This window comes from Leptospiraceae bacterium (assembly GCA_016708435.1).
Taxonomy (GTDB): domain Bacteria; phylum Spirochaetota; class Leptospiria; order Leptospirales; family Leptospiraceae; genus UBA2033.
The window spans coordinates 65,350-88,032 of sequence record JADJFV010000004.1; the positions used below are offsets into that span (position 1 = coordinate 65,350).

Annotated in this window: 22 protein-coding genes; 6 read left to right on the plus strand and 16 right to left on the minus strand. The window is 35.6% G+C overall.

Annotated features, from left to right (window positions below; translation table 11 throughout):
* Positions 1 to 87 precede the first annotated feature (87 nt).
* From IPH52_08515 to IPH52_08555, 9 genes are all read right to left on the minus strand, one after another.
* Positions 88 to 1,248 (minus strand): adenylate/guanylate cyclase domain-containing protein, encoded by a 1,161-nt coding sequence (locus IPH52_08515; GenBank protein ID MBK7055082.1) that lies wholly within the window; start codon positions 1,246 to 1,248, stop codon positions 88 to 90.
* Positions 1,199 to 1,738 carry a 7TM-DISM domain-containing protein gene (locus IPH52_08520; protein MBK7055083.1) on the minus strand — a complete coding sequence of 180 codons (540 nt, stop codon included), beginning with the start codon at positions 1,736 to 1,738 and terminating at the stop codon, positions 1,199 to 1,201. The genes IPH52_08515 and IPH52_08520 overlap by 50 nt, the downstream gene beginning before the upstream one ends.
* Before the next feature lie 30 nt (positions 1,739 to 1,768).
* Positions 1,769 to 2,380 carry a hypothetical protein gene (locus IPH52_08525; protein ID MBK7055084.1) on the minus strand — a complete coding sequence of 204 codons (612 nt, stop codon included), beginning with the start codon at positions 2,378 to 2,380 and terminating at the stop codon, positions 1,769 to 1,771.
* A 46-nt stretch (positions 2,381 to 2,426) separates the two neighbouring features.
* Positions 2,427 to 2,831: a PIN domain-containing protein gene (locus IPH52_08530; GenBank protein MBK7055085.1), complete on the minus strand. Its 405-nt coding sequence runs from the start codon at positions 2,829 to 2,831 to the stop codon at positions 2,427 to 2,429.
* Positions 2,818 to 3,039, minus strand: coding sequence for a hypothetical protein (locus IPH52_08535; GenBank protein ID MBK7055086.1), 222 nt, complete (start codon positions 3,037 to 3,039; stop codon positions 2,818 to 2,820). The genes IPH52_08530 and IPH52_08535 overlap by 14 nt, the downstream gene beginning before the upstream one ends.
* A gap of 48 nt (positions 3,040 to 3,087) precedes the next feature.
* Positions 3,088 to 3,447, minus strand: a complete 360-nt coding sequence (locus tag IPH52_08540) for a HigA family addiction module antidote protein (protein ID MBK7055087.1) — start codon at positions 3,445 to 3,447, stop codon at positions 3,088 to 3,090.
* A gap of 9 nt (positions 3,448 to 3,456) precedes the next feature.
* Positions 3,457 to 3,738, minus strand: a complete 282-nt coding sequence (locus tag IPH52_08545; GenBank protein MBK7055088.1) for a type II toxin-antitoxin system RelE/ParE family toxin — start codon at positions 3,736 to 3,738, stop codon at positions 3,457 to 3,459.
* A 170-nt stretch (positions 3,739 to 3,908) separates the two neighbouring features.
* The gene (locus tag IPH52_08550) at positions 3,909 to 4,154 is read right to left on the minus strand and encodes a hypothetical protein (protein ID MBK7055089.1); all 246 of its coding nucleotides are present in this window, start codon (positions 4,152 to 4,154) and stop codon (positions 3,909 to 3,911) included.
* Between the two features lie 171 nt (positions 4,155 to 4,325).
* Positions 4,326 to 4,541 (minus strand): hypothetical protein, encoded by a 216-nt coding sequence (locus IPH52_08555; protein MBK7055090.1) that lies wholly within the window; start codon positions 4,539 to 4,541, stop codon positions 4,326 to 4,328.
* Between the two features lie 195 nt (positions 4,542 to 4,736).
* Between IPH52_08555 and IPH52_08560 the strand changes: the two genes are divergently transcribed.
* From IPH52_08560 to IPH52_08575, 4 genes are all read left to right on the plus strand, one after another.
* A complete protein-coding gene (locus IPH52_08560) occupies positions 4,737 to 5,285 on the plus strand; it encodes an ABC transporter substrate-binding protein (protein MBK7055091.1) in 549 nt (182 codons plus the stop codon).
* Positions 5,286 to 5,287: 2 nt separating this feature from the next.
* Positions 5,288 to 8,602 (plus strand): MMPL family transporter, encoded by a 3,315-nt coding sequence (locus IPH52_08565; protein MBK7055092.1) that lies wholly within the window; start codon positions 5,288 to 5,290, stop codon positions 8,600 to 8,602.
* Positions 8,599 to 9,615 (plus strand): zinc-binding dehydrogenase, encoded by a 1,017-nt coding sequence (locus IPH52_08570; protein MBK7055093.1) that lies wholly within the window; start codon positions 8,599 to 8,601, stop codon positions 9,613 to 9,615. The genes IPH52_08565 and IPH52_08570 overlap by 4 nt, the downstream gene beginning before the upstream one ends.
* 149 nt (positions 9,616 to 9,764) lie before the next feature.
* Complete coding sequence (locus IPH52_08575) at positions 9,765 to 11,075, plus strand: ATP-binding protein (protein MBK7055094.1); 1,311 nt, start codon at positions 9,765 to 9,767, stop codon at positions 11,073 to 11,075.
* Between the two features lie 5 nt (positions 11,076 to 11,080).
* Here IPH52_08575 and rfbB read toward each other — a convergent pair whose 3' ends face one another.
* Both rfbB and IPH52_08585 read right to left on the minus strand, forming a co-directional pair.
* Positions 11,081 to 12,082, minus strand: a complete 1,002-nt coding sequence (gene rfbB / locus IPH52_08580) for a dTDP-glucose 4,6-dehydratase (protein MBK7055095.1) — start codon at positions 12,080 to 12,082, stop codon at positions 11,081 to 11,083.
* A 45-nt stretch (positions 12,083 to 12,127) separates the two neighbouring features.
* Positions 12,128 to 12,724, minus strand: a complete 597-nt coding sequence (locus IPH52_08585) for a hypothetical protein (GenBank protein ID MBK7055096.1) — start codon at positions 12,722 to 12,724, stop codon at positions 12,128 to 12,130.
* A gap of 147 nt (positions 12,725 to 12,871) precedes the next feature.
* Here IPH52_08585 and IPH52_08590 point away from each other — a divergent pair, with 147 nt between their 5' ends.
* A complete protein-coding gene (locus tag IPH52_08590; protein MBK7055097.1) occupies positions 12,872 to 13,165 on the plus strand; it encodes a hypothetical protein in 294 nt (97 codons plus the stop codon).
* Here the strand turns inward: IPH52_08590 and IPH52_08595 are convergent.
* The 4 genes from IPH52_08595 to IPH52_08610 form a co-directional block, all read right to left on the minus strand.
* The gene (locus IPH52_08595; protein ID MBK7055098.1) at positions 13,102 to 16,233 is read right to left on the minus strand and encodes an efflux RND transporter permease subunit; all 3,132 of its coding nucleotides are present in this window, start codon (positions 16,231 to 16,233) and stop codon (positions 13,102 to 13,104) included. The genes IPH52_08590 and IPH52_08595 overlap by 64 nt on opposite strands.
* Positions 16,223 to 17,209, minus strand: coding sequence for an efflux RND transporter periplasmic adaptor subunit (locus IPH52_08600; GenBank protein ID MBK7055099.1), 987 nt, complete (start codon positions 17,207 to 17,209; stop codon positions 16,223 to 16,225). Before IPH52_08600 ends, IPH52_08595 begins: the two co-directional genes overlap by 11 nt.
* Before the next feature lie 9 nt (positions 17,210 to 17,218).
* Positions 17,219 to 18,499 carry a TolC family protein gene (locus tag IPH52_08605; protein MBK7055100.1) on the minus strand — a complete coding sequence of 427 codons (1,281 nt, stop codon included), beginning with the start codon at positions 18,497 to 18,499 and terminating at the stop codon, positions 17,219 to 17,221.
* A gap of 101 nt (positions 18,500 to 18,600) precedes the next feature.
* Positions 18,601 to 19,278: a transglutaminase family protein gene (locus IPH52_08610; protein ID MBK7055101.1), complete on the minus strand. Its 678-nt coding sequence runs from the start codon at positions 19,276 to 19,278 to the stop codon at positions 18,601 to 18,603.
* A 187-nt stretch (positions 19,279 to 19,465) separates the two neighbouring features.
* Between IPH52_08610 and aroC the strand changes: the two genes are divergently transcribed.
* Complete coding sequence (gene aroC, locus IPH52_08615) at positions 19,466 to 20,590, plus strand: chorismate synthase (GenBank protein ID MBK7055102.1); 1,125 nt, start codon at positions 19,466 to 19,468, stop codon at positions 20,588 to 20,590.
* 10 nt (positions 20,591 to 20,600) lie between these two features.
* On the opposite strand, the gene IPH52_08620 is transcribed toward aroC, so the two are convergent.
* Positions 20,601 to 22,625 carry a DUF2723 domain-containing protein gene (locus IPH52_08620; GenBank protein ID MBK7055103.1) on the minus strand — a complete coding sequence of 675 codons (2,025 nt, stop codon included), beginning with the start codon at positions 22,623 to 22,625 and terminating at the stop codon, positions 20,601 to 20,603.
* Positions 22,626 to 22,683 lie beyond the last annotated feature (58 nt).

Genomic DNA, 22,683 nt, shown 5'->3' on the forward strand with positions numbered 1-22,683 from the left:
GAATGTGAGAAATCTATCTGGCAATAAAACGATAGTTTTAAGCTTTATAGACCTCTCACGATAAAGCTGTTCGAGGTGACAGGGTAGTCACTTAAAATCTAACTTCTCAATTCCATCCCAGTTGGGATCAATTCCATTCTTCAAATAAAAATTACATCGCTCGATGTAAAGCTCGGCGGCTTTGTCCTTCGAATCTTTTTTTAGAACAGATTTCATTTTTTTAATAGAGTCTTTAAATTTCTTGTGATTATACAAATCAATTCCCGCTTCAAAATCAGGCTTGGTTTGTAATTTCAATTCGCGGATACGAGGAGAAACCCCGTTTAGAATTTCTAAAATGCGAACTGCTTTGTTCTTGCCTTTTACTTTGACGGTATCTAGAAAACGATATTCGTATTTGCTCTTATCCGCTACTCCGGCTAATACATCCTCGCTAATAAGAAGTGCAGTAGAGTAAGCCTTGGTTAACCCTTCCAATCGGGACGCAGTATTTACAACATCGGAAATGACAGTTCCTTCCATGCGCTCTTTCTCGCCAATGATTCCAAGCATCTGACTTCCGGTATGAATTCCAATTCCAATCGAAATAGAAGCAAAGCCTTTAGTCTTACGCTTAACGTTTAGTTTATACAATTCTTCTAGCATTTCAATCGAAGCATCAATCGCGTCCGATGGCTTCTGCGGAAACAAAGCCATGATTGCGTCTCCAATGTATTTATCTATAAACCCATTGTGCTTACGAATGATCGGTCCCATCGTCTCCAAATACGAATTGATAAATCCAAAGTTCTCACTCGGACTCAAAGTTTCCGAAATAGAGGTAAATGCCCGTATGTCGGAAAACAAAATCGTCATATCCTTCTGCACAGAATCACCAAGTCCTACTTTTGTAATAATGTCTTTTCCGAGGAAGGTTAAGAGTTGTTCTGGGACGAAGCGGGCATAAGAGTGAATTAACTCTTTCTGTGTTGCAATGGATTCTTCTTGTTCGGCTATTAGCGCTTTTTGAGATTCTTCTTTTTCTTTTTTGAGAATATTGATGCGGTCGGCTAGGGCGAGGGAGAATAAAATTATTTCAAGTGCCCCACCAAATTCGAAACCATGAACAGTCCAAAAATTATTTGGAAGAAATCCGAAAGTTTTGGCACTAAAAATAAACACTCCAAGCAAAGCAAATGTCCATCCTAATAAATAAAATCTAGCTGACCTTAACCCTTTGAATAAAGATATTACTCCTGTATATAGCATTTAAAAAATTGAATGAAATAATGTCAAACATTTCAATTTTGACCATAATTCGGAATGGAAAAAGAAATGACCCAATGATGGTCAGCAAATACGTTATCAGCATTAATTTCAGGAATTTATCTATTGTTGGTAAATTAATTTTTGTCATTAAGAAAGTTTGACTAAAAAGAATAGCTCCAATTAAAGCAAAACCTATTCCGAATAACATGGATGAATTTACGAATTTTGGTGAGTTTGGAAATAAATATTCTAGAACAAATCCATTAATTGACATCATAGAATAAAAGCCACCGACTAAATAAATAACATAATAAATGTAAGCTGTATCTCTGATAGAAATATATAGAAATAAATTATATAAAATCATAACGATGAAAATTCCAAAATACAAACCATAATACATTTGAATATTATGATCATTCTGGTAAAAAGGTCGTTGTTCCCAAATACTTAATGGAAATAATATTGTCCCTTGTGATGAAAATTTCATATAAAAATTTATTTGCTCAGAAGGATATTTTTATTTCAAAGATTGGATTTCTATTTGAAATTGTTCGCTTTTTGAAAATGGAATCATATCTCCTAAAATAGTTTCTTTTATCTCTCCACCTTCTTCAAAAAATAAATAAGCATAATCCATTAGCACATAATCCAATTCCAAAAAATACTTTACCGGCTTATCCTTCTTATTCTCAACTTTGAATCTTACCCAATACGCAGATGAGGAAAATCCAAAGTTTGGTTTGTCTGATTCGCTTTTTTTCCAACAGGGATTGGTTGTGTCGTTCATTGAATCCGTTTTCGTCATTGTAGAGACGCGATTAATCGCGTCTTTACGTGTGTCTATACCGTTTGCGTTTTTTTGGGTCATATCATAACAATCGTTATGCGCTGTGTCCATCCCATGTATATCCTCAATCGTAAGCAAATTGGTCTTATCCTCTAATATTTCCAAATTCTTTCCAATTACACAATTTGGATTACAGGAATTGATGTCGATTGTGTCGAGTGCGGCTAATGGCAATGATGCGAGGAGAAGGACAATTATATATAACGATATCGTAGGGAACGGTCGCGACCATTCCCTACGACGACCACGGTGATTGCCAAATATTCTATTTATTCCAAACATGCCCCGAAATTCTTCAAAAAATCAATCCGATGTCAAGAGGAAAATTTCATTTAAAAGGATTCTGTATTGTGAGTTGACTACTTATAATTTGCCCATCTTGCATATCTTCTGAATATAAGTAATTGCAGTCATTTTCTAAAGCTACTGCAATAATCAAACTATCCCAATAAGAATAATTATATTCTAAAGAAATTTTACAGGCTAACTCTATTGAGGATTTAGTGATTAATTTTACATCGCAACTTTGTAAAATATTTTGACCATGCTGAAAGGAAATGTCTTTAGGCAATTTAAGTTTTTTTAAGCATACATTGATGTTTTCATTTACAACTTGAATGCTTGTAATATAGCTTTTCTTAAGATAACTTAAAGCTAAGGATTTTTTAAAAGAGTCATCGCACAGTGAATAGAGGAATACATTTGAATCAATGAAAATTTTATTCTCGCTCATTGATCTCTTCCCGATTAAATTTGAATCCTTTCATATTAATTTTAATCGAGTTATAAAAAATTTCTATTTCCTTTTTTAAATCTTGAGTAGAAGAATTTTCTTTCTCGTAAATATCGAAAGCTAAAATTTCAATTGTCTTTCCAATAAAGCTATCGGGTAAATTAAGAGTAACCACATTACTCCAAGGCGTTAATATTTGTCGAACCATAGTCTTATTCTTCCTTTACGTCTACTTTAAAAGCTTAGCATTTTCCTTTCAAGTCCTTTTTCTTGCCGCAACACTTGCCTTTTTATTCGAACCAAAGAAACGAACCAATTTATGATAAGGACGAATTTTAGAGAGTCTTACATCATGAATCATTTTTTCCTTTGTGATATCATAATGATTTTGTATCGTAAGAAAAAAGACATCGTTTAATCCGAAAAATTTCCCCAGTAACAAAGATATATGAGCGGTAACATCGCGTTTGCCTTTCAAAATCTGACTCAGATTCGATTCAGGAATTCCCGTTTCTAAACATAAAGTTCTCGCAGAAATATTTAATTCTTCTAAGAATTCTTTTTTTAGAATTTCTCCTGGATGAATGTTTAATTCTGGATTTAATTTCTTTTTCATAATAGCAACCTAGTGATAATCAACGACTTCAACATTATATGCGTTTCCGTTTTCCCAAGTAAAGCAAATTCTAAATTGGTCGTTTACAGAAATACTTTGCTGTCCCTTTCTATCTCCAAGCAATACATGCAAGCGATTAGAAGGCGGTATTCTTAATTCTTCTACTTTTTTTGCGGCATTAAGAAGCTCTAATTTCATCTTTGCTTTCTTTTGTATTTCAATTGGAAATCTTTTTGTAAATTCTGAGTTCCAGATTTTTTCACTGTCTTTATCGTTGAATGATAAAATCACAAAACAATCTTATCAATTGGATAAGATTTGTAAAGATAAAAAATTTAACCAGAAAAGTAAATTTTTATGCTAAAAATTGATTGCATATTCTACAATATGCATTTCTCAGTATTAAGGTATACTCTAATTTTGGGAAGGACTCTATGATCGCATCTCTACAAATTGATTTATTATTTCCCTCTAAATGTATTCCACATCTTGACTAACGTTAGTCCCACAAGCATTATACCACCGACTACCATGAACCAAACAGGAGGAGTTAATTTGAAAGGAGATATTCCAATCGGATCTAGTCTATGATATAATTCTGTAACCTGTAAAATAGTTGTAAATAATCCGCCTCCAATAAATAATATAGCTCCTAGTATATATTTAAACTTTCCCTCACTAGAATCTGTTTTTTTCTGTGCACTCATTTTTTTACCCTCTTTTCTCTATTGTATTTTTTTCGATTTAGGAAAATGTCAAGACCTTTCATTAAAAAATCTGCATAGGTTAAAGGATTATACTTAGCGTCAAAAGTAATACTAAGTTTCAATTTTCAAAAAATGCGTTAGGCAGGTAGGATTGCTTATTTCTTGTAAGGCTTAATTACTGTTAGCCCCGAAATCTTCTTTCTTGAAGTATTCATCGAGTGCATAGACTACAATTTCTGAAAATCCTTTTTGGTTATTCTCGGCAGCTTCCAAAATTAATTCTTTTCGCAGAAGATCAGGTATCTCGATTGTAGTTCTCATGATTCTATATCCTGCATCTAAATGCATATGCATGTCAATTTTTTTTTCCTCCAATAAACTAACCATACACCTCCTTGCAGTTCATCTTGCGGTTCAAGTTGCAGTTCAAATATAGTCTGAAATTTTTGAGACTATAGATAGACCGCTATATGAACCGCAATAGGGACTGCAATTTGGTGTATAGCAATCCATTTTTTCCTAAAAAAACAAGATTGACCTTACATGTTATTCGATAAGTCTATCTTTTAACCGAGGTAATTTATGTCTAAAAAGCTTTTTTCCCTTTCCCTTCTGTTTTGTTTTCTTACTTCTTCTGTCTTATTTGCAGATGAAAGCACCATTCTTCCTACTGCTAAGAAATTAGTTGGCTTTATACGCTTCAAAAAGAACGATCAAGCAATAGCACTCATTGACACGAAGACTTTTTCTAAAAATCTTCTTTTAAATCACTGGGATAAAATTGATCCCAAAGACCAATTGGAATTCGAAGAAGCCATGAAAGAATATATCAAGCATAAATCCTTTCCTATCGCGCTTCAATACTTCGACAAGATTGATATCAATTACGAAAAAGCAAAAGTAAAAAGCAAAGAAGCAGAATTACCCGCTTCCATTCTTTACAAAGGTTCAGAAAAAATTACCTTCTCCTGGATATTTACAGAAACAAATGGAAAGTTTTTGGTTAGTGATTTCCTACTCGCAGAAGGAAAGCTTGCTTCTGAAGTAAACCGTGTAAAACAAATAGAGCCAACCTATGAAAAAAAGGGAATGAAGGAATTGATCGCTTTGATAAAAAAAGCTTCTAAATAAAAATGAAAAATATAATCTCAATTCTCTCTCATATTTTTTTATTGCGTCCGTTTTTTACGTTGTTTGCTTTAGCAATTATCATTGGGCTTTCAGTTCATCAGTCCTTTAAACTTAGTATCAATAGCAATCAGATTGATCTACTTCCTTCAAATGGTATTGAAGTTGTTAAAACCAAAGAGGTCATCGAGATGATTGGTGGAAACGGTTTTTATATCGTTGCCATGAAAATCAAAGATGAAAAAGGTAGAGACAAAAAGATATTATCCGCCGTAGACGCCAAGAAAAAAGGCAATATGGAACTCTTTGCCTCTGAAATGGCAGAAGCAGATAAGATCAAGCAAGACAATCTTGAATACTACACTAAGAATGAGCGCAAAATCAAGCGTTATGCGGACAAGCTCACTGCGGAGTTATTAAAAGATAAAGACATTCGTTATATTTCTTATAAATACGATACTACTTTTTTAAAAGACCGGCTTCCTATGTATATCAAATCACACGATATGCGCGAAGCCCGCAGTCGTATCAAACGTAAGATTGATGAAGAGATAGAAAAATTAAATCCGTTTTACATTAACTTAACTGGTGAAGAATACAATCCGACCTTTGATGATATTCTTGCTAAATACCAACGACTTGCTAAGCGAGATGTATTTGATGCTTATAACATCGCACCGGATAAGGGGATGTTGCTTCTGCTTGTGAAACCGGAAGGCTCTTTCTTAGATTTGAACTTTACGCGTAACTTGGAAGTGAAAATTAAAAAAGTAGTCGCTGATATGAAGCTTGAAGAAAAGGGAATTCATGTTGCCTATAGTGGATCTTACAAGCTCAACTTGGATGATTATGATAGTTTAGTAGATGCATTAAAACCAATTTCAATTGCTTCTCTTGTTGGTATTACTATTTTACTTTTTGTTTTCTTTCGAAATCCACTATTTATATTTGTCCTGGTTATATCGCTGTTAACCGGTATTACAATTACATTTGGAGTTACGGGTCTTGTCATCGGGCGGCTAAACACTGTCACTACCATCATGGCGGCAGTGCTCATGGGACTAGGGATTGATTATGGTATTCAATTCTTGTATCGTTTCAGGGAAGAGTTTACACTTCGTGATGACTTCATGACATCTGTTACAGAAACGATTTACCACACAGGAATTGCTTCTCTAATTTCAGCACTCACGACGACTTCTGCTTTTATCGTTTTGATGTTCTCTGACTTCAAAGGATTTAGCGAGTTTGGCTTAATTGCTTGTTATGGAATTATCATCATTGCAATCTCTATGTATTTTGTTACAGCCCTACAGATTGCGATTATCTTTCGACTTGCACCTTCTCTCAAAAGATATTTTTACATGAATCAAAGAGAGAGTGAAGAATCAAACTTCGCTCATAGATTTTTTGTAAAACCTAAACGCGTTCTCATTGTAAGTGCAGTAATTATTTTGGGTATATCAGCATTTGCCCCTACTGTTAAATTCAATTACAGTGGGCGTGACTTACTTTTAGAAAATCAGGAATCGCTTTTGATTTACGATGAGATTGGAGATAGGTTTGACGTTAGCTCTGATCCGCAAGCGATTGTAACAGATACATTGGAAAAGAGTGAGGCTGTATTTGATTTCTTCACTCCTGTCCCAGAAGAGATGGCGAACTCAGTAGACCAAGTTGTTTCTATTTGGAATATCATCCCTCCCGAAAATCAACAAAGAGAAAATCTACATATATTAAGACAAATCAAAAATGACCTCAAGTATATGAAGCCGAGTATGCTAAAAGAAGAGCATAAGAAGCATTTGCCTACAGTTGATAAATACTTAGGTGTAAAAGATTTTTCTTATGCAGATGTTCCTGATCTATTCACAAAGCAATTTACCGAAGTGCCAACGAGTAAAATCAAAGGACATATGCTTTTTATTTATCCAAAGGTTGCTCTCTGGCATGGTAAGGATTTGGAAAGCTTTTATAACAATGTGGCTAAGTTTGATTATCCTTTAATTAGTAAACGCACATTAAACGCTATTCTCTATTCAACTGATATTGATTTAGATAAAAATAGCGAAGACCATGTAATTGGTAAATACACTTCCGAAGAAGAGGCAACAATTCTAAAAATTGTAAACTCCGCTTCCAAAGAAGAGTTGATGAAGATGAATATATTGCCATTAACCGCTCAGTTGCTCGTAGAAAAACGTCCGTTCGAATCTATTGTGCAGATGAGAAGCTTTAAAGAAACTGCCTATACAGCGGGTAGTGTGATATTATTCGCTAAGCTTGCGATGATTGTGAGAGGGGAAGCCTATCCTGCTGTCGGGTTTACTCTTTTAATCGTGCTTGTGATTTTAGTTACATTCTATCGTGGGCTAATTCCTGCTATCCTCTCTTTATTCCCTCTCGTTGTTGGTCTTGCGGTAATGCTTGGCATCATGGGAATATTTGGATCGAAGATTAACTTCTTTAACGTTCTAGTATTCCCGATTGTAATTGGATACGGAATTCAAAATGGAATCTATATCTACTATCGCTTTATGGAAGAGCGCAACGTAGGAAAAACTATCTCAAGAGTCGGACCTGCAATTATTGCATCCACTCTAACTACATTAGTAGGTTGGGGTGTATTGTTGATTGCCGAGCATAGAGGATTACACTCAGTTGGCGTTACTGCTAGTATAGGAATTGGATCTTCTCTTTTAGTTGCACTTACTCTATTACCTTCTATGCTGGCACTAGTTTATGCTCCTAAGAAAGAGGAAGAGACTCAAGAGGTTAGTGTTGGATTAAACATCGATACATCCACTGAGGAAAAAGCTGTAGAGGAAGAGCCGGAAGAAGATACAATTGATCTTGATGCGGCTACTACTGATTCTCCGATTGAAGCAATAGACAGTAAGGTTCAAGACGTAGATACAAACTACAAAGAAGATGTAAAAGATAAATTGGAAATCGTGAAGGATGCTCCGATTGATTTGGATACTGTATCTGACGATGATACTCCAGTGGAATTACCTACGAATGTAGATTTGCATGTCAAAGAAGAAATGAAAGAAAAGCTGGAAACTATGAAAGATGCGCCAATAGATTTGGACAAAGAATTAGATGATGATGCTTCCGATGTAGCAACTCCAGTGAAAATAGATTTAAATCTAAAAGAAGACTTAAAAGCTAAGCTAGAAGAAACTGCAGCTAAGAAAAAGTCACCAAAGAAAAAGCCTACCACTAAGAAGAAGGCTAATTCTGATTTGACGCAAAAAGCAACTACAGAAGAAAAGCCAGTAGCAAAAAAGAAACCCGCTTCTAAAAAGAAAAAATGAACAGGCTTGTTCATAGAACGCACAAGGCAGGCTCTCTCGATGATTTAAAATTAATCACGGAAGACCTGCCTGATCCAAAAGACGACGAAGTAACTATAGAAGTAAAAGCAGTTGGATTAAACTTTGCCGATGTATTTGCTCTCGTTGGTTTATACAGCGCAACTCCAAAAGGAAGCTTTGTTCCCGGATTGGAATTTTCGGGCAATGTAGTAAAGCTTGGGAAAAATGTTACTCGTTTTAATATTGGCGACAAGATAATGGGTGTAACCCGCTTTGGAGGATATGCAACTCATTTAAATATCGGCTCTGCTTATATTTACAATCTTCCTTCTACCTGGTCTTATGCAGAAGGAGCGGGATTTATTGCTCAATCGCTTACTGCCTATTATGCGCTTTTCCCTCTAGGAAATTTACAAGAGGGGAATACAGTTCTTATTCACAGTGCCGCTGGAGGAGTAGGAATTTATGCAAATAGAATCGCAAAGAAATACAAAGCCTACACGATTGGCAGTATTGGGAATGCTAATAAAATTGAGACTTTGCAGAAAGAAGGCTATGATGATTATATTGTCCGCGATAAAAATTTTTACAAAAACTTGCAGGACAAACTAAAAGGTAGAATTTTAAATCTAGTATTAGAATGCATTGGCGGAAAAATATTCGAAGATAGTTTCAAGTCTCTTGCGCCTGCAGGAAGAATTGTAGTTTATGGCTCTGCAAACTTTGCTCCTGAATCAGATTCTCCAAATATCTTTAAGCTTGGTTATCAATATTTAACTCGCCCTAAGATTGATCCACTCTCTATGATTTCGAGTAATAAATCATTGCTTGCTTTTAATCTAATCTGGTTATGGGACAAAATAGAAGAATTAAGTCTCATGCTAGAAAAGATTCTAGAAATGCAACTAAGTCCACCGCTCATTGGAAAAACATTTCCCTTTGCTAATGCGCTTGACGCACTCCATTATTTCAAATCAGGCAAATCAGTCGGCAAAGTAATTTTGCTTACTTGACATTTTTTAGAACTTCCAATTCAATGAAATTAATTAGGGAACATACTTGTCATTCCCGAAATTTTCTGTCGGGAATCTCAATAACGTAGAGTCACTCGAAAGAAAATTTTGAGGGTGCTACAATAGGTCTTAGATTAATTACGAAACCAATGAATACTAAAAAAGAAAAAATATCCTTTAGCGTTTTTGCAAGCACGCCGGAGACAATTGACGAAATAGTATCCGCATCGAATCAAGCAGAGGATAACATCCGTTCGTTTCATCCAAAGGTTTTTTACGAATTTAACAATGCGTTAGACTATTTAACCTATGGACAAATCACATCACGCCTCTTTGTAATTGAATATACGAATGACTTTGAATTACTATGTAAGATAGTGGCGCAAATTCACAATGATCCCTGGCTACATGGAACTGTTATCGTAGTGATTGCTGATAAACTCACAGAGGCAGAAATTTTAAAACTCTTAAACATTGGTGTAATTGATTTTATGACAACCAACGAAATTAGAGTGAAGGTTCCGACTATTCTGAAAATTGTAACTTCTAACTTAGAATTGTTTGAATCAGAGCAATTCCTTTTGGAAAATATTACACGCAAAAAAGGTAAGATTAAAATCAAAAACAATTTGCGTGTAGTTCCGAAAGTAGCGAACCTAATTATGAGTATCTGCTATGCTGCCGGTTTTAGAAATTATGAAGCTTTCTCTCGAATTTCTCTTTCTCTTCACGAGATGATTACGAATGCAATCGAGCACGGCAACTGTGGTGTAGGCTTTGAAATGAAATCAAAGATTCTAGTCGATAGCATGGATATGTATGCCGCAATCGATGAGCGAGCTGCTCTTCCTGAAAACAAAGACAAGCGTGTTACTATTTGCTATGAGATTAACAACGATCAGGCGACATTTACAGTTCGTGATGAAGGACTTGGTTTTGAAATAAACTCTATTCCTAGTCCAAGAAGTGAAGAAAATATTTTTGCCGTTCACGGTCGTGGTATCTTAATGACTAAAAACTTTGCCGATGAAATGCAATACAATGACAAAGGAAATATGGTTCGTCTTATTTTCTATAACAACAACGAAATCAAACGTAGAGCAAGTCATTTGATGCAATTCACTACGGGTGAAATTGTTTTTTTAAATCCAGACGATGTTTTATTTGAAGCTGGCTCTGAGAGTGATTACTTCTATTATATACTTACGGGCAAAATGGGAGTATACATAAAAGACAATCACCGTATAGCCGTTCTTACCCCCGAAGATATGTTCGTTGGAGAAATGTCTTTTCTCCATCACAACAAACGCACAGGCACAGTAAAAGCTCTTACTAAAGCGCAACTTCTTCCCATATCAAGAAGTGGTTTTATTGATATGGTAAAGAAGTATCCATACTACGGAGTCTTTCTTGCAAGACTACTGACTAAGCGGTTAATTCTGCGTAATCGTAGTATTTAAAACTATTAGCCTAAATAAAACTGAACAGTCTTTTCGATTCCTGTTTCGAAAGTCTCTTTAGGAAACCAACCTAGCTCTTTTTGAATACGGGTAGCATCAATCGCATAACGTCTATCATGACCCGGACGGTCTGTTACATAGTTGATTAACTTTTCGTATTCGGTTACGGGTTTTGGAGTGAGTTTGCCTAAAACTTCGCAGATTTTCTTTACGATGTTGATATTCGCCCACTCGTTATTACCCCCTACATTGTAAGAACGACCGTTTTCGCCCTTTTGTAATATAGTCCAAATCGCATCGCAATGGTCTTCTACATACAACCAATCTCGCACATTCTTTCCGTCACCATAAACAGGAAGGTTACGCCCGTTAATCGCATTTGTAATCATTAAGGGAATGAGTTTTTCTCTGTTTTGAAAAGGACCGTAATTGTTAGAACAATTCGACATTGTAATTGGCATTCCAAAGGTTCTATGAAATGCATTTACAAAATGATCGGATGCTGCTTTAGAAGCAGAATAGGGAGACGATGGATCATAGGGAGTAGTCTCTGTAAAAAATCCAGTTTCGCCTAATGAGCCGTATACCTCATCTGTTGATATATGATGAAAGTGAACGCCTTCTTTGTATTTACCGTCTTTTTGCCAATAAGTGCGAGCAGCGGTTAATAGTTCGAATGTTCCCATGACGTTAGTTTCTGCAAAAATTCTAGGTCCTGATATTGAATTATCAACATGGCTTTCTGCTGCAAAGTGAACTACTGTATCAATTTCATTTTTGGTAAAAACAAAATTCAAATAATCTTTATCGCGAATATCGCCTCGCATGAATTCATAATTTAGTTTATCTTCAATACCAACTAAATTGTTTAAATCACCTGCATAAGTCAGCGAGTCTAGATTTAATACATGTCCTTTAAATCCAATCTTTGCTAAGTAGTGAATGAAGTTTGCCCCGATAAATCCTGCACCACCGGTTACTAAAATATTTTTTAATGCTCTTGCCATAAATGATTCCTATTTTTGTTTTTCTTTGCTATCTTGAATACTCACCTATTTTTGAAAATACATTTCTATTTCAAATTTGATATTTTCCCTTGCCTGCTTCTCGTATGCATGGAACACTTCATCAGTAAAATAAATTCTCTCACGCTCTAGGAATTTCTGTAATACCTTTGCTCTTTCTTGTTTGTAGAATTCGCGCTCTACCCATTCATATTCTTTACGAATGCTATCCATGTATTCTATATAACGATTTCGCTCCCTTCCTAGAATAAGTAAATCAGAATCCAAAAAGATTTTATGATCAAAATTATTTTGCAGAAATTGGTGCTTCTTTGTTCCTAAGATTAAATCCTTACATTTTGTAATCTCTTCTTTCGATAGATAGTCATGAAAGTCTTTCTCCAAATACTCTGCACTTTTTTCTTCGTTGTCCTGAGCGTGTGTGTCATAGACTATGTCATGGTAAAGACAAGATACATAAAGTATCGGGTAATCACTAATAGCCGTTTTATATAGATTTAGACATTCGAGCATTTCACGAATATGACGCAAGTTGTGATAGTCTCGATGCGATTCGGAGTAACATCCGATTATCCGTTCCAGAAACTTCGCACTCTCTATTTCTGGAATATTTAATTCTTTCATAATTTGATTAAATTCTTTCTAAAAAAAATTCCCTAAATTCCAAATTCAAAAAAAATTTCTCCCCAAGGGGGGGGGTTTCTTTCCTTGTTGTTCTTAAATTACCCCACCACCACCAAAAGGAACAACGAGGGGGGTCTTTTAAAAAAGTTGAAAAAAAATTTTTCCGGGGGCGGGGAAGACGGAGAGGGAGGTGGGGGGGGGGCGCTCCCCCCCCCAAGCTTAGGGAAAAAATTTTTTTTATTAGAAAAAAAAAAATTTGGGGGAAGGGAGGGAGGGGGGAAAAAAAAGGAAAGGTTATTTAGGGAGAAAAAAAAAAAAAAAAAAAAAAAAGAAGGGAAAATTTATTTTTTTTTTTACTTAAAAATTTTTTTTTGGTTTTATTTTTTTTTTTCAAATTTTAAAAAAAAAAAAAAAAAAAAAACACTTCTCTCATGTAAATAATAAATCAAAGGAGAAACAAAAAGTGTTAATACTAAAGAAGATAAAAGTCCACCTACAATAACAGTGGCTAATGGTCGTTGCACGTCAGACCCGATTCCTGTATTGAAGGCTGCTGGCAATAGACCGATAATAGCAATTGTCATTACTAAAAACCTGGGTCGGAATTGTGTAACAGAGCCTTCTATAATTAAATCAAATAATGGAAGTTTTGAGTCAATTTTTAATTGGTTTAAATAACTTAGCAGCAATACGCCTGACATAACAGAAATCCCGAATAACGATACAAATCCTACACCCGCAGAAATACTAAAATGCATTCCTCTAATATATAAGCCTAGTATTCCCCCAATTACCGCAAAAGGAATATTAGCCGTCACTATGAGAGCGTGCATGTAATTGTTTTGAAAGAATACTAAAAGAGTTAAATAAATAAGAACCAATGTTAAGGGGACAATATACATTAGCCTTGCTTGAGAACGCTGTAGATTTTCAAACTGACCGCCTATATGAAATTTTATTTGAGGAGGAAAAACGACATTCGTTTCAATTCTATTTTTAATCTCAGAGGCAAAACTTCCCTGATCTCTTCCTCTAATATTTGTTTTTACGGTAATTTGTCGCTTTCCATCTTCACGGCAAATGATTGTATTTCCCTCTTCTAATCCAACATGCGCAACTCTCGCAAGCGGAATTCTTAGACCTGACTTTGTCGGAATTAATATTCTTTCTAGTGAATGGGGAGTGTTGCGACTTTCAACTGTAAACCGCAATACTATATCAAACTTTTTTTCATCTTCATAAAGGGAACTCACCGGCAAACCAGCAATAGCCGTCTTTAGAATTCCATTTACATCTTCAACGTTGATTCCAAACCGAGCTGCCTCTTCCTTATTGATTCTGATAACTACCTGAGTTTGCTTGCCTTCCTGTTCGATCGATGCTTCTGAATTTCCATCTGTGTCCTGCACAATTCCTAGAATTTGAATTGCAGTTTGTCTTAGCTCATCTAGATTTTTTCCTGTAATAAAAATTGCTAGGTCAGCAGAGGCTCCTGTTGAATTTTCTGTGGTAGTATCAATGATGGGTTGCGTTATGCTAAATGCTGCACCCGGAAGATTTAACTCTAAAGATTTTTTCATTTCAAGGACTAATTCTTGTTTGCTCCTATTCGATTTCCAATTTGAATAAGGTTGCTTTAGTTGAACTAAAACTTCAATCCTGTTTTGACCAAATGGATCAGTGCCTTCATCATTTCGCCCTAACTGTGTGAGAACTCCTCGAACTTCTTCGTATTTTCCTATTTCACGTCGTATCATATCTGGATAAGTCTTAGCAGCTTCCAAAGAAATTCCAGAGGGCAAAAACACTCTTATCCACACGCAACCTTCATCGAGTTCTGGAAGAAATTCTGTTCCAAGTCCGGGACTAATACTGAAAACAAAAAAAACAAATCCAAAAGAAACACCAAGTATTAATCTTGGAATTGCAATCATTTTTTTCAAAGTATCTCGATAAGAATTTTGAATTTTCATCCATATCCTGTTTTCATTTTTTGCGCTCGAATATTGAAATAATATGCTTGAAAGCACAGGAACAATTAAAATCGCATATAACATAGATCCTAAAATTGCAAAAGAGAGTGTCCATGCCATAGGGGCAAACATTCTTCCTTCAACTCTTTGTAAGGTTAAAATGGGAAGCATTGCTAGTATGATGATTCCGACAGAAAAAATAATTTGTTTTTGCACCTCTGTAGCAGAGAAAATTACAATTTGAGGTAAATTCTTATTACCCACATCTCTTTTTGTGATGTGTCTAAAGATTCCTTCCACCATTACAATTGCAGCATCCACTATGATTCCAAAATCTATCGCACCCAATGACAAAAGGTTCACGGGAGTATCAGTAATATCCATGCAAACAAATGCAAATAGAAGAGAAAAAGGTATGGCTAACGATGATATGGCGGCAGCACGAAAGCTTCCTAAGAGTAAACTGAGGAGAGTAAAAACAACAATCGTTCCTTCTAGTAGTGTTTTCTTCACTGTTTGAATCGTAAGAGATACAAGTTCAGTTCTATCATAAAATGGCTCTACTCTAATTCCATCTTGTAGCAAATCAGCATTTAACTCTTCAATCTTTGCTCGGATATTTTTGATTGTATTGCTTGGATTTTCGAATTTGCGTAAAAGAACTATTCCTTCGATTCCAGAATCATCTTCTCTATTTCGCGTCTTATCAATATAACCAAGAACACCATTTGGGGGATAAACACCAATTTCTACACTAGCAATATCTTTAATTAAAATAGGAACACCATGTCGATTATCTACGACGATATTTCCTATGTCTTCTAATTTTGTGATTCGACCAATTCCACGAATGTTCATTTGTGAAGCACCGACGATAATATAATTACCACCTGTATTTTCATTATTCGCATGAATCGCATCGGCGATGGAAAGAATGCTTAGATTGTACTTTTCTAGCTGGATTGGATTTACGATTACTTGGTATTGTTTTACTAATCCGCCAAAATTCACAACATCAATTACTCCCTCTGCTTGCAAAATTCTAGGACGAATTACATAGTCTTGTAATTCTCTAAGATCAGTCAAAGACATATTATCCGGCGCTTCGATTACATAACGAAAAACTTCTCCAATAGAAGGAGTCATTGGACCTAGTTTAGGCTTTGCGTTAGGCGGAATATCTGCATCTTTAAATTTCTCTTCTACTAATTGGCGTGCTAAGAAGATACTTATATTGTCATGAAAGGTGAGTCTAACTATGGATAGCCCGAATATTGTGCGCGATCGTTTAGATATTACACCCGGCACTGTGTTTAAGGCTCTTTCCATTGGAAGTGTAACTTGTAGTTCTACTTCTTCTGCTGGGAGTCCATTGACTTGAGTAATTACGCTCACCTCAATATCACTAATATCAGGGTAGGCTTCAATTTCTAACCTATTCCAGGCAAATACTCCTAGGATACAAAAAAAAGCAAAAGCGGATAATGTGAATATTCTCCTAGTTACAGTGTATTCTATTAGTCTTTCAAATCCCAAAAGAAAGCCCCTTTAATAAAAATACATTTACTACAACAACCTCTTCCCCGGCTACTAACCCACTTGCAATTTCTATAAATTCTTCTGTTTCAGTCGAAAGGGTTACTTCCTTCCTTTCGAATAAGTTTACTCCCGTCTTGACGAAAACATAATAACGAGCATTCGCACTAATGAGAGCTTTCTTGGGAATGATAAGACCACTCTCAGGCATTTTAAATTGGACTTTTCCATACATCCCAGGTCGAATTTTATCTTGCGGGTCGCGCATAACAATGCGTATCCTTGCTTTTCTTGTTTCTGAGTTTAATACTTCTGCTATAGCGTCAATTTTTCCCTCGAATGTCTCGGAAGGAAAACTTGGAAAAACTAAATCGCATTTAATTCCTTCAATTAAAATATTTAGTTCAGATTCAGGGACATCCGAAATAAGCCAAACTGTTCCACGCGGTGCTTTGCCCAAAGATTTTGGATTAAAGCCTTCCCTTCTGAGTTTTGATTCATTTTCCGCAAGAGATGCCTGTTTATTATAAAGCTCAGCGGTGGCATCACTCAACTCTTTGCCTGTAGCCGCTCCATGGTCAGTCAAATCCTTCATTCGATTAAAATTAGTTTGTGCAATATGAATCAAAGAAAGATTTTGTAAGTAGGCTGCATAAGAGCTTGTCAAATCTGGAGAAGCGAAGAGAATAATGGATGGTAACCCCGGAACATCTGATTTTTTAATTCTCCCGATTACAGTGGCAGGCGCATGGATATTCAAATCATAAGAGAGAAAGACTACTTTTTGAGTTTGAAATAGATTGATTTGAGGAGCGTTGAAGGGGAATTCAATAATTTTCCCGCCTTCTTTTACCAATGCTCCGGATCCTTGGACTGGAACATCTTTTCGAACTTCTTTATTTTGCTTTCCGCATTTACATCCTTCTAAAAAAAAGAGGAATGCTGTGAAAATGAATATTATTTTTAAGGCTAACATGTATTTCCTTTAGTAAGTTTGAATTTTACCAGTTACAAATTCAAGTTGAATAAATGTTTTTCTCAAATTAAAAATAGATTCATAGTATAAATTTTGGGCGTCAAACCAACTTCTTTGTGCATCCAGATAATCGATAATTGTCGTTCCACCTTTTAGATAACTATACTTTACTGTTTCCAAAACTTTTTCAGTGGTATGAAAAATCTTTTTGTATTTTTCAAAATTAATTTTTGCAACATCGTATTCACCTAACGCATTTTGAATCTCTGCTTTTAGCTTTTTTTCGAGAGCATCTTGAATGCTCTTGATTTGCTTTACCTGCGCTTGTGATTTTTGAATCTCACCTTGATTTCGATTATTGATAGGAATTGGAATCGTCACAAACGTTCCCATATAGGGTTGTGTATTCTGCGGATTATAAATAACACCTAATTCTGGTTGCGGGTAAGCATAGGCTTCTTGCAATTTTGCATTGGTAAGTGCTGCTTCTTGTGAAACTTTGTTTGCAATAATATCAGATCGATTTGACTCAGCATATTTATACAAGGTATCGAAAGATTCTTGTTTAGAATTGTATGAAATGCTTGTATCTTCAATTGCAATCTGGATTGGATTTTCTGAGCCTATTAGAAATTCTAAATTGCGAGTTTCATTTTTATAAATCTGTTCGACGGCAGCAAGGTTTGCTTCATATTGCTCTCCAATATTTTGGGTTCTAAAAAACTCAGCTTGCGTAATTACTTGATTGCGTAAACGAATTTCATTTATTTTCAAAAGCTCATCTGAATATTGCTTTGAGCGCGTAATTATATTTAGCCTCTCTTTTATAAACCACACATCAATCCATTTATTGGCAACTAGATAAAGCAGATTTCGTTCATACTCAGCAAGATTTTTTTCGGAAAGTTGTAAGTTCTTTATCGCAAGTTCGATGGAATATTTTCTTTGTCCTGCTACGGGGATTTTCATTGTTAGCTGCAACCAATCTTGACGATTTCCTGCATTCCAAGCACTGCCACCTGGATTTTTTTGTAATGGATTTAATATATTAAAATCATTAAAACCATTTTGCTTTGCAATCATCTGATTGTTAAAGATTGGGTTCGGTAAAAGCTTGGCAGTAGTTACGTCACCCTTTGCCACAGCCAAATTGTATTGCTCTGCTAAATAAAACGGGTTATTCTTTTTCGCCAATGCAAGAGATTCTTTGAGAGTAATCCCTCTGACAGTTTCGTCGGCTAGCACATTAGACAATAGAAAAAATAATGAGAGGAGTAAGAAACGTTTCATAGAATGGAATGCATTTACATATTCTCATCATTGGCAATAAATTTACAAGCAGAATTAGAGTTTCTCACCCACGAAAATTTCTGTCTATTCATTCTAATTTATTACATTGAACTTACTTCTTCTTCAAACTTGGCTTTTATTCTTGCACCAAAGCTTTTGCTCTCTTTTACATGCAAATGCGAATAAAATTTATCGTATTCGTCCATCATTCTATCAAAAGGCAACTCAGAAAAACTACCGTGGTCGACTAAATACTCCATATGTTTTTTTCCTGAAACATCGAATGCATGGAAAATTGAATCTTCTTTTCCATTGAACTCAAGCGGTAAAATTTTGGCTCGTTCGCATAATGATGTGTTAAACGCTGGAGTTGCTTTTACCCATTTTCCTTCTAGTAAAAGTTCCGTATATCCATGAAATACAAATACATCTGATTGCATTAGATTTTGAAGTCGTTTTGAGTTTAGATGATTCTTAACATTCGCAAAACCAATCTTAGCCGGTATTCCTGCCGCTCTCGCACAGGCTGCCAAGGCGACAGCTTTTTCTACACAAAATCCATAACCTCGCTTAATTACAGAACTTGCTCTTACTTCCTCGGGAGTCAAAATAATATTATACGGATCATATCGAATCTCATCGCGAACAGCTAGATAGACTTTTATTGCCCTGTCAATTTCAGATAGATTTTCTAAATTTAATTTTTTAACAAATTCTTTTACTGCCTCTGAATCTGAATCTAAGAAAAACGTGGAATTAAGATTAACATTGTTTTGCATAATTAGATTTTATTTGGAAAGAGGATTTTGGCAAGTGATTCTTAGTTAGGTTATTGGAATAAACTTACAGGAATCTAAGAAAGCTCTGTGACTCTGTTGCAAAATACTCAAATACTTTCTGTAAAAAACCCTTTGTTTCTATCACAAATTAGATTTAAAAATAACAGACTTTTTAGAATGTGGAGACATGCCATCATCTTGGGGAAAAATATTTAGAGTAAGCACATTTGGAGAATCTCATGGAGATTCAGTGGGAGTTGTAATCGACGGAGTTCCAGGAGGGTTAAACTTTAACCTAGAAGAAATCCAAAAAGATTTAACCAGGCGTAGACCGGGACAAAACCTTTTGACTACACCGCGCAAAGAAGACGATGAAGTGCGTGTAGTGTCGGGAGTCTTTGAGGGGAAAACAATCGGTAGCCCCATTACACTGATCGTAGACAATAAGAATCATCTTTCGAAGGACTATGAAAATCTTCGTCATATCTACAGACCTTCTCATGCGGATTACACCTATCATGCGAAGTATGGGCATCGTTCTCATGTAGGAGGTGCGCGTTCCTCTGTGCGTGAGACTATCGGACGAGTAGCCGCAGGCGCTTTTGCTCGATGCATATTAGAAGACGAATTAGGAATTCAAACCATCGCATGGGTAGATTCCATCGGAGATGTATTTGCCAATATAACGGATAATCTCCCTAAGTCGCAAGCAGAAGTTGATGGGAATGATGTGCGATGTCCTCATCCTGAATTTGCAGAAAAGATGATCGAAAAGATAAAAGAAGTTCGTAAAATCGGCGATTCCGTTGGTGGAACTATTCGTGCTGTGGTGCGTAACGTTCCACCGGGATTGGGAAATCCTGTTTACGATAAATTGGACGGTGATCTAGGTCGCGCCATATTATCAATACCCGCTTGCAAAGGATTTGAAATTGGTTCTGGATTCGAGGGAACTAAATACACAGGCTCTACGCATAATGATGAGTTTTATGTTGAGCCAGAAACGGGCAGAGTTCGGACTCGCACAAATCGTTCCGGTGGAATGCAAGGTGGAATTTCCAATGGAGAAGAAATCTTAATTCGTGCTGCATTTAAGCCTACGGCGACTATCGCAAAATTTCAGAACACAGTCAATGATACTCCCGAAGATGTTGTGATGAAAGCAGGTGGTAGACACGATCCATGTGTTCTTCCAAGAGCTGTTCCAATCGTTGAGGCAGCGATTAATCTAGTGTTAGTCGATGCTTATTTTTATCAGAGAGCTTTGCAACCGGAATGGCTAGTAAAATGGAAGAAAGGAAATAATAAATAATCGTAACCGGCTATTTGTCGTTTGCTTTTAGAGAATCAATTCCAAACTTAAAGCCGGAAGAGTTTTTATTCTTTCCGGCAATTTCAATTCGTAGAATATTTTCTTTTTGAATATTTACATCCGAAATAGTTTTGCTCAATCTACGAACGCTTGGTGAATATAAATCAAGTCCTTCGAAGATGCTCTTATTATTCCATCGAACATTGATTAAGCCAAAATCAGGAGCGGTTGTAAAATTAAATTGAAGAAGCTTTGTTTCTATCTGAGGATACTTCAAATTAAACTCTACATAGGAACCTACTTCTCCTGATGCAAAGATTTGATCCGAAGAGTCCCATGTATCAGGAATAAAATTATACATTAGTTGTCTTTCTAATAGAACGTTAGTGCTCTTAGCCGTAATGTTTTCTATTTTTAAATCCCAGAGATTTTTCTCATTTTTAGTTTCATTTATAACTACGCTGCGAGTTTTAACCTGATAAATCCATTGCGTATCTGACAGAGGATATTTTTCAATAAACATTGTATTATCCTTTGAAATAGAGTCTATGATTGGACCGTAGGGAACAGAAAGACTAGGTAGAAAGAAAGGAATTCCTTTTTCTACGGACATTTTAATTTCCTTTGCTACTTGCTCCGAGCTTAAACCCCAACCTGCAATTCCCCATGAATTCATAAGCAAGAAATGAATGTCTTTTCTTCGGTTGTAGTATTTTTGAAAATAATCGGCTAATGGATAATAGGTTCTGGAATCATCTTCTAACATCGTAGAGCCTTCTGGTAATTTCGCAAAGAGCAACTCACAGTAATTCTCAACTTCTTTGTAATCTCTCTTGTTTGGAACGATAACATACCTTGCCTGGTTATATAGGTTTAGCGAATAATTGTTATTATACCTTGGATACCAGAAACCGGAAGGATTTTGAGCAGACAATTCAACTGCCTCATAAAATTGAGTTCCCCAGAATACTGAGACCAAGATGGAGACATTTAGGATAATAACGATTATCCTTTTTCGGCTCTGAAAGGATTGTAAGAAAAAACTTCCATAGAATACAAATAGGATGAACGATTGAAGTAGAAAAGCAAATTTATCCCATGTCCCATAAAAGGCAAAGAAATAAGTATTTGTAAAGAAATGAATTAGACTTCCGGAGAATGCGAGTAGGGAACTTTTGTTTTTTACAACGAATACCAAGCCAATGAGGGGGAAAATAAAAAATAAATTCGGGAATTGAAATAAATAGATAATTATAAATTCTTGAAGCGCAACAATCCAAGTTTGATTGAAGAAAACGCCACCGAACGAACCCATGAATGCATTTTTAATAACTAAAGTAAAGTCACCGTTATGCGAAATGTCGTTGATCAGTAGGGTCGTCCAAGGAATAAGTCCAATGATAAATCCAGCAGAGCATTTCAAGAAAAAGGAAAGTCTGTTTTTAACTTTAAAAAAATGCAAAAGAAATTGAACCCCGATTCCCATTCCAAGAAATCCCATCTGCATATGATTAAAGATTCCTATACCGAAAAGAGCAAAGAGAGGATAAAACCATTTTTCCTCTTTTCTCTTTTCTATTCTCACGTAGAATAATAGCGATAATGCTGTGATGATTGAACTAATATTGTAATTTTCGACAATAGTGCTGTGCCAGAAAAAAGAATAGGATACAGCAAGAGCGATAGTTGAAAGAAAGGATACGAAAAGATTTTCATGATATTCTTGCACTGCATTTAAAAAAATACCAAGTGCTAACGCCCCGGAAAAGGCAGATAATAAATTTGCTTGATAGGCGATATTATCTCCTGGCAAACTCAGAAATAATTTCCCAATAAGAATTGTAAGTGGATGCGTATTGACTTCGGTGTTTAGGATACCTCGTTTAATATTGTCTATCAAGATTGCCGTATCACCAAAGCCGATTCCCGGACAAACGCAATACAAATAGAATAAAAAACTAATACCAAAGATGAGTGGATAAGATATGTAATTCGCTAAGAAGAATTCGTTAAGTCTGGATTTTAATTTTGACATTTACTTTTACATAAAAATACTCCTTAAAAATAAACAGCAGAATTCAACGTGGGATACA